The organism is Micromonospora echinofusca (genome assembly GCF_017614955.1).
GTDB classification, from domain to species: Bacteria; Actinomycetota; Actinomycetes; order Mycobacteriales; family Micromonosporaceae; genus Micromonospora; species Micromonospora echinofusca_A.
This window is the reverse complement of record NZ_WVUH01000353.1, coordinates 1-7,106: the sequence shown is the minus strand read 5'-3', so window position 1 is coordinate 7,106 and position 7,106 is coordinate 1. Positions and strand designations below refer to the sequence as shown.

At 74.3% G+C, this 7,106-nt stretch carries 6 protein-coding genes; all 6 read left to right on the top strand.

Annotated features, from left to right (window positions below; translation table 11 throughout):
- The first annotated feature begins 149 nt into the window (after window positions 1-149).
- The 6 genes from GSF22_RS28165 to GSF22_RS28140 all read left to right on the top strand — a co-directional run bounded on the left by GSF22_RS28165 (window position 150) and on the right by GSF22_RS28140 (window position 6,968).
- Window positions 150-1,214 (top strand): cobalamin biosynthesis protein, encoded by a 1,065-nt coding sequence (locus tag GSF22_RS28165; RefSeq protein ID WP_307804394.1) that lies wholly within the window; start codon window positions 150-152, stop codon window positions 1,212-1,214.
- Window positions 1,211-2,758 carry a cobyric acid synthase gene (locus GSF22_RS28160; protein ID WP_208816768.1) on the top strand — a complete coding sequence of 516 codons (1,548 nt, stop codon included), beginning with the start codon at window positions 1,211-1,213 and terminating at the stop codon, window positions 2,756-2,758. The genes GSF22_RS28165 and GSF22_RS28160 overlap by 4 nt, the downstream gene beginning before the upstream one ends.
- 84 nt (window positions 2,759-2,842) lie before the next feature.
- On the top strand, window positions 2,843-3,592 hold the full coding sequence (locus GSF22_RS28155) for a uridine kinase family protein (RefSeq protein ID WP_244454271.1): 750 nt from the start codon (window positions 2,843-2,845) through the stop codon (window positions 3,590-3,592).
- Window positions 3,593-3,628: 36 nt separating this feature from the next.
- Window positions 3,629-4,981 (top strand): dipeptidase, encoded by a 1,353-nt coding sequence (locus tag GSF22_RS28150; protein WP_439957814.1) that lies wholly within the window; start codon window positions 3,629-3,631, stop codon window positions 4,979-4,981.
- Between the two features lie 146 nt (window positions 4,982-5,127).
- The gene (locus tag GSF22_RS28145) at window positions 5,128-5,334 is read left to right on the top strand and encodes a hypothetical protein (RefSeq protein ID WP_208816766.1); all 207 of its coding nucleotides are present in this window, start codon (window positions 5,128-5,130) and stop codon (window positions 5,332-5,334) included.
- Between the two features lie 41 nt (window positions 5,335-5,375).
- Window positions 5,376-6,968, top strand: a complete 1,593-nt coding sequence (locus GSF22_RS28140; RefSeq protein ID WP_208816765.1) for an ATP-dependent DNA ligase — start codon at window positions 5,376-5,378, stop codon at window positions 6,966-6,968.
- Window positions 6,969-7,106 lie beyond the last annotated feature (138 nt).

The window sequence follows — 7,106 nt, the reverse complement described above, 5'->3', positions numbered from 1 at the left end:
CCGAGCCAGTCGTCGATCTTCACGTACAGTGCGGTCAGAAGGGTGTTGAGGTCTGTCGTCACAAACGGATCTTCAACACCCTTCGCCTATGCCGCAGCCCCGGGACCGTTAGGACTTACTCGTCTAGGCTCCGGGCGGGGGTGGTAGGGGTGCGCAGGAGGACAGCCGCAGTGGCGAACGCTGCCGGGCTGCTGGCCGGGTACGCGCTGGACGCATGGCTCGGGGACCCACGGCGGGGACATCCGGTGGCCGGGTTCGGACGGTTCGCCGGGCTGCTGGAGCAGCGGCTGTACCGGCCGGAGCGGCGGGCCGGAGCGTCCTTCACCGCGCTGGCGGTCGGGGTGCCCGTGCTGGCCGGTACGGTTGCCGCCGCCGTCACCCGTCGGCATCCGGTGGCGCGGGCCGCCCTCGTGGCCGCCGGTACCTGGACGGTCCTCGGCGGCCGGACCCTCAACCGTGAGGCGGACCTGATGCGTCGCGCCCTCGCCGGCGGTGACCTGCCGGCCGCCCGCCGCCGGCTCGGGCACCTCTGCGGCCGGGACCCGTCGACGCTGGACGAGTCGGAACTGGCCCGTGCCACCATCGAGTCGGTGGCCGAGAACACCTCGGACGCGGTGGTGGCGCCGCTGTTCTGGGGTGCGGTGGCCGGGCTGCCCGGACTGCTCGGGTACCGGGCGGCGAACACCCTGGACGCGATGGTCGGGCACCGGTCGGCGCGGTACGCCCGGTTCGGTACCCCGGCCGCCCGCTTGGACGATGTGCTCAACCTGGTCCCGGCCCGGGTGACGGGGCTGCTCACCATCGCGCTGACGCCCGTCGCCGACGGGGACCGCGACCGGGCCTGGCGGGTCTGGCTGCGGGACCGGAACGACCATCCCAGCCCGAACGCCGGGCAGTGCGAGGCGGCCATGGCGGGCGCGCTCGGGGTCCGGCTCGGTGGGCGCAACGTCTACTTCGGACGCTCGGAGGTGCGGCCGTTCCTCGGGGACGGTCCCCGGCCCGAGGCCCGGTACATCAGGCGGGCGACCCGGCTCTCGGGCGCGGTGGGGCTGGCGGCACTGGCCGGCTCGGTCGGGCTCGCCGTGGCGCTCCCCGGGCTCGCCGTGACGGTCCGCCGACTCGCCAGGACCGTACCCGGAGTCGCCGTGGCGACCCCCGGGCTCGCCCGGCTCGTCCGGTGCGTCCGGGGCGGCACGGGACGGCCGGCCCCGTGAGCGGGGGACTGCTGGTCGCCGGTACCACCTCGGACGCCGGTAAGAGCGTGCTCACCGCCGGCATCTGCCGGTGGCTGTACCGGCAGGGCGTCAAGGTGGCGCCGTTCAAGGCGCAGAACATGTCCAACAACTCGGCGGTGGTGGTCGGACCGGACGGCCGGGGTGGGGAGATCGGCCGGGCCCAGGCCATGCAGGCCGCCGCCTGCGGGGTCGAACCGGACCTGCGGTTCAACCCGGTCCTGCTCAAACCGGGCAGCGACCTGTCCAGTCAGGTGGTACTGCTCGGCGCGGCGGTCGACACGGTCACCGCCGGGAACTTCCGCAGTCTGCGACCCCGGTTGGCGCAGACCGCGTTCGCGGCGCTCGACGAGCTGCGCGAGGCGTACGACGTGGTGGTCTGCGAGGGGGCGGGCAGCCCGGCGGAGATCAACCTGCGGAGCAGCGACTACGTCAACCTCGGTCTGGCCCGGTACGCCGACCTGCCCACCATCGTGGTCGGCGACATCGACCGGGGTGGGGTGTTCGCCGCCCTCTTCGGCACGGTCGCCCTGCTGGAGCCGGCCGACCAGGCCCTGGTCGCCGGCTTCGTGATCAACAAGTTCCGGGGGGACCGGGGCCTGCTCGCCCCGGGACTGGACATGCTGACCTCGGTCACCGGGCGGCCGACGTACGGGGTGCTGCCCTGGCACCTCGACCTCTGGCTGGATGCCGAGGACTCCCTCGCCTACGGACGGGTACTCGGTCGACCGGCGGCACCCGTCGGCACCGAGTGGCTGGACGTCGCCGTCGTCCGGCTGCCCCGCATCTCCAACGCCACCGACGTGGAGGCGCTCGCCACCGAGCCGGGTGTCCGGGTACGGCTGACCGTCGAACCGGCCGAGATCGCCGCCGCCGATCTCGTCGTGCTGCCCGGCAGCAAATCCACCGTCGACGATCTCGCCTGGCTGCGGGAGACCGGCCTCGCCGACGCGGTACGCGCGCACGCCGCCGCCGGGCGGCCACTGCTCGGCATCTGCGGTGGCTTCCAGATGCTCGGCCGGGCGATCCACGACGAGGTGGAGAGCCGGCGGGGCAGCGTACCCGGGCTGGGCCTGCTGCCCGTCGAGGTCACCTTTGCCGCGCAAAAGACCGTCACCCGGTCGTCCGGCACGGCCGGCGGGGACGTCCCGGTCTCCGGGTACGAGATCCACCACGGGTACGTCTCCCGGGCCGATCCGGGGCTGGTGCCGCTGCTCAGGTACGCCGACGGGCGCGGGGAAGGGGCGGTCCTCGGCAACGTGGCCGGTACCCACTGGCACGGCGCCTTCGAGGGGGACGGGTTCCGTCGCCGGTTCCTCGCCGAAGCGGCCCGACAGGCCGGGCGTACCGGCTTCCGGGTCGCCCCGGACACCTCGTTCCAGGCGGTCCGGGAGCGGGCCCTCGACCTGCTCGGGGACCTGGTCGAGGAACACCTCGACACCGCCGCGCTGTGGCGGTTGGTCGACGAGGGCTGCCCGGCCGGCCTGCCGTTCGTTCCGCCCGGCGCACCGCCCCTGCCGACATGAGCGGGCCGGAGACATGAGCCGGCCGACGGTGCGGAGCCGGCCGACGGTGCGGCGCGGGCCGGCTGGGACGAGCGGGCCGGGGGCATGAGCGGCCGGTCGGTCCGGGTGGTCGAGTCGTACGCCGGACTCGCCGAGCGGGTGCTGGCGGCCCCGGCGCGGTTGGGGCGTACCCGACTGGTCGCCGTCGACGGGCCGAGCGGGGCCGGCAAGACCGTGTTCGCGGCCCGGCTGGCCGTCGCCCTCGCCGCCCTGCCCGGCGGCCCGCCCCCGGTGGTGCACACCGACGACCTGCTGGACGGCTGGACCGATCAGTTCACCTTCTGGCCCCGGCTGGAGGAGGCGGTGCTGACTCCGCTGCGAGGCGGGCAACCCGGTGGCTACCACCGGTACAGCTGGGTCCGGCGGTGTTTCACCCCGCGCCGGGTGCCGGTGCCACCCGCGCCGGTGGTGCTGCTGGAGGGGGTGGGGGTGGCCCGGTCCGCGATCCGGGCGGAGCTGAGCCTCGCGGTTTTCGTCACCGCGCCCACCCGGCTGCGGGTGGCGCGTGCCCTGGCCCGGGACGGGGCGGAGGTGGCCGCCGCGCTGGTCCGTTGGCGCCGCAACGAGCGGGCCCACTTCGCCACCGAGGCCACCCGGCGACACGCGGACCTCGTGGTTGACGGTGCGCCGGAGGTGCCGCACGATCCGGAACGCTGCTACGTCCGGATCGCCGGCCCGGCAGGTCGGTCCGACGGGTCGCCCGGCCAGATCGACGGGTTCTCCGGGCGGTCCGACGGGTCGTCCGGGCGGTCCTGCGGTTCGCGTCGGTCGGTCCGGCCCCCTACGGCGAGGTAAGGCCGGAATACCATCTCGGTCATGACCATTCCGACCCTGACCGAAGCCGAGCTGCGGGCCGCCGTCGAGCGGGAACTCCCTGGCGTCCGCGCCGACCTGGAACGACTCGTCCGTATCCCGGGCATCGCGTTCGACGGCTTCGACCACTCGCACGTCGAGCGCTCCGCCGAGGCCGTGGCCGAGCTGCTGCGTGGCTGCAACCTGGACGTACGGATCGTCCGCTCGGGCGGGCAGCCCGCGGTGATCGGTAAGCGTCCGGCGCCGCCCGGTGCGCCGACCGTGCTGCTCTACGCCCACCACGACGTGCAGCCGGTGGGTGACCGCGCGCTCTGGGAGAGCGAGCCGTTCGAGCCGGTCGAGCGGGACGGGCGGCTGTACGGGCGCGGCGCCGCCGACGACAAGGCCGGCATCATGGCGCACGTCGCGGCGCTGCGGGCGTTCGGTGACGCCCTGCCGGTCGGCGTGGTCCTGTTCATCGAGGGCGAGGAGGAGTACGGCTCCGACTCGTTGGAGCGGCTGCTGGCCGAGCACCGGGACGAGATCGCCTCCGACGTCATCGTGATCGCCGACTCGACGAACTGGGACGTCGGCGTACCGGCCCTGACCACCTCGCTGCGCGGCATCGTCAACTGCTTCGTAGAGGTCCGTACCCTCGGCCAGGCCGTGCACAGCGGCATGTTCGGCGGGGCGGTCCCGGACGCGCTGACCACGCTGGCCCGGCTGATCGCCACCCTGCACGACGATGCCGGGAACGTCGCGGTCGCCGGGCTGGTCGCCCGGGAGACCGCGACCGTCGACTATCCGGAGGACCGGCTGCGGGCCGAGGCGGGCCTGGCCGACGGGGTCTCCTTCATCGGTTCCGGCCGGCTCACCGACCGGATCTGGTCGAAGCCGGCGCTGGACGTCCTCGGCATCGATGCGCCGCCCACCAACGAGGCGCCGAACGCCCTGGTGCCGACGGCCAAAGCCAAGCTGAGCCTGCGGCTCGCCCCGGGTGACGACCGGAAGCGGGCGTACGCGGCACTCACCGCGCACCTGGAGAAGAACGTACCCTGGGGCGCGCAGGTGACGGTGACCTTCGAGCACGACGGCGACCCGTGTGTCATCGACGCCTCCGGTCCGATGTTCGACGCGGCCCGGGCCGCATTCCGGTCCGCCTGGGACGGCACCGACCCGGTCGACATCGGCATCGGTGGCTCGATCCCGTTCATCGCCACCTTCCAGGAGATGTTCCCGCAGGCCGCGATCCTGGTGACCGGTGTGGAGGACCCGCACGCCCGGGCGCACGGGCCGAACGAGAGCCTGCACCTGGGGGAGTTCGCCCGCGCCTGCCTGGCCGAGGCCCTGCTGCTGGCGAACGTGGCCCGCGCGGGAGGCAGCGCCGACTGATCCGCCCGGAGGGGGTCGGACCGGACGGTCCGGCCCTCCTCCAGGCCCTGCTGCTCCGCGTGGACCGGCCCGGACATGTGGACTGGCCTGGAGAAACGCGGGCGAAAACGGGGCACGGAGCGGTCCGCTGGGTTACCCTGTCGAACATGCGTTCGAATGAAGCGATCGCGCGGCTCGACGCCGCGATCAGTGCCCTGGGGGACGTCCACGTCTCCGCGTGGTCAGAGGACACGCTCCGGGAGCAGCTCGGTGAGCTCTCCGTCGCCCTCTGCACGCTCGATGCGCTGCTCTCCCGGATCGCCGACGAGGTGCGGGCCCGGGGGCTGCGGATCGAGGAGCCCGTCTCCGCCTGACCTGCGCGGAGGCGACACCGCCGTCGGTGGTGGCTGGCAGGATGGGGCCCGTGCGGTTCCTCGATCTGGCAGCCACCTCCGCCGCGGTCGGCGCGACCACCAGTCGACGGGCCAAGGTCGACCTGCTGGCCGCCGCCCTGCGGGACCTCGACCCCGACGAGCTGCCCGCCGGGTCCGGCTACCTCGCCGGGGAGCTGCGGCAACGGCAGACCGGCGTGGGGTACGCCAGCCTGCGGGAACTGCCCCCGCCGGCAGCGGTACCGACCCTGACCGTCGCCTCTGTCGACGCGGCCGTCGCCGAGTTGGCGGGGCTGCACGGACCGGGCTCGCAGAGCCGGCGTCGGGAGCTGCTCCAGGCGCTCTTCGCCGCCGCCACCGTCGACGAGCAGCGCATGCTGGTCGGGTTGTTCAGCGGTGAACTGCGCCAGGGCGCCCAGGCGGGCCTGCTGGCCGATGCCGTCGCCCGGGCGGCCGACGTGCCGTTGAGCCTGGTCCGGCGGGCGCTGCTGGTCGCCGGTGACCTGCGGGCGGTGGCGGTCGCCGCACTGACCGGTGGTGCCGCCGCGCTCCAGGGGTTCACCCTGCGGGTCGGGCGGCCGTTGGCGCCGATGCTGGCACAGAGCGCACCCACGGTCGACGAGGCGCTCGCCGCGACCGGTACCCCCGCCGTGGTGGACGTCAAGCTCGACGGGATCCGTATCCAGGTGCACCGCTCCGGCTCGGACATCGCCGTGTTCACCCGCAGTCTCGACGAGATCACCACCCGGGTGCCGGAGGTGGTGGCTACCGTGCGGGCCCTGCCGGCCCGGGAACTGGTCCTCGACGGCGAGGCGATCGGGCTCGACGAGACCGGCCGTCCGCTGCCCTTCCAGCAGACGTCGAGCCGGGCGGCCCGCCGGACCACCCCCAGTACCAACGGCACGTCCCCGGTCGCGCCGGCCGTGCTCGCGGCAGCCGACACGACCGGTGCGACGGTGCTCACCCCGTACTTCTTCGACCTGCTCCACCTCGACGGCACCGACCTGCTCGACCAGCCCGGCCGGGACCGGTGGGCGGCGCTCGCGGCCGTCGTCGACCCGACGCTGCTGGTCGGCCGGGTCGAGGTGGACCGGGTCGAGCAGGCGGCCGAGGCGTTCGCCGCCGCCGTCGACGCCGGCCAGGAGGGTGTCGTGGTCAAGGCACCCGACGCGCCGTACGACGCCGGCCGGCGGGGTGCGGCCTGGATCAAGGTCAAGCCCCGGCACACCCTCGACCTGGTGGTACTGGCCGTGGAGTGGGGCAGCGGCCGGCGCCGGGGCTGGCTCTCCAACCTGCATCTCGGTGCCCGGGATCCGGCCACCGGCGGGTTCGTGATGCTCGGCAAGACGTTCAAGGGGCTCACCGACGAGGTGCTGCGCTGGCAGACCGAACGGTTCCTGGGGTTGGCGGTCGAGCGGGGGGAATGGCTGGTCCGGGTACGCCCCGAGCAGGTGGTGGAGATCGCCTTCGACGGGGTGCAGACCAGCCCCCGCTACCCGGGCGGGGTGGCACTCCGGTTCGCCCGGGTGGTCCGCTACCGGGAGGACAAGAGCGCTGCTGAGGCCGACACCATCGACACGGTCCGCGCCATCCACGCCGGCCGACCCGTCAGCTGACCGACCGGCCTGCCGCGGCCGACCCGCCCGTCGCGGCCGACCGGGGCGCACCGGCCCGGCCCGGCCCGTCGCGGCTGACCGGGGCGCACCCGCCGGGCCCGGCGCGGCTGACCTGTCGGCCTGTCTCTTATACACCTC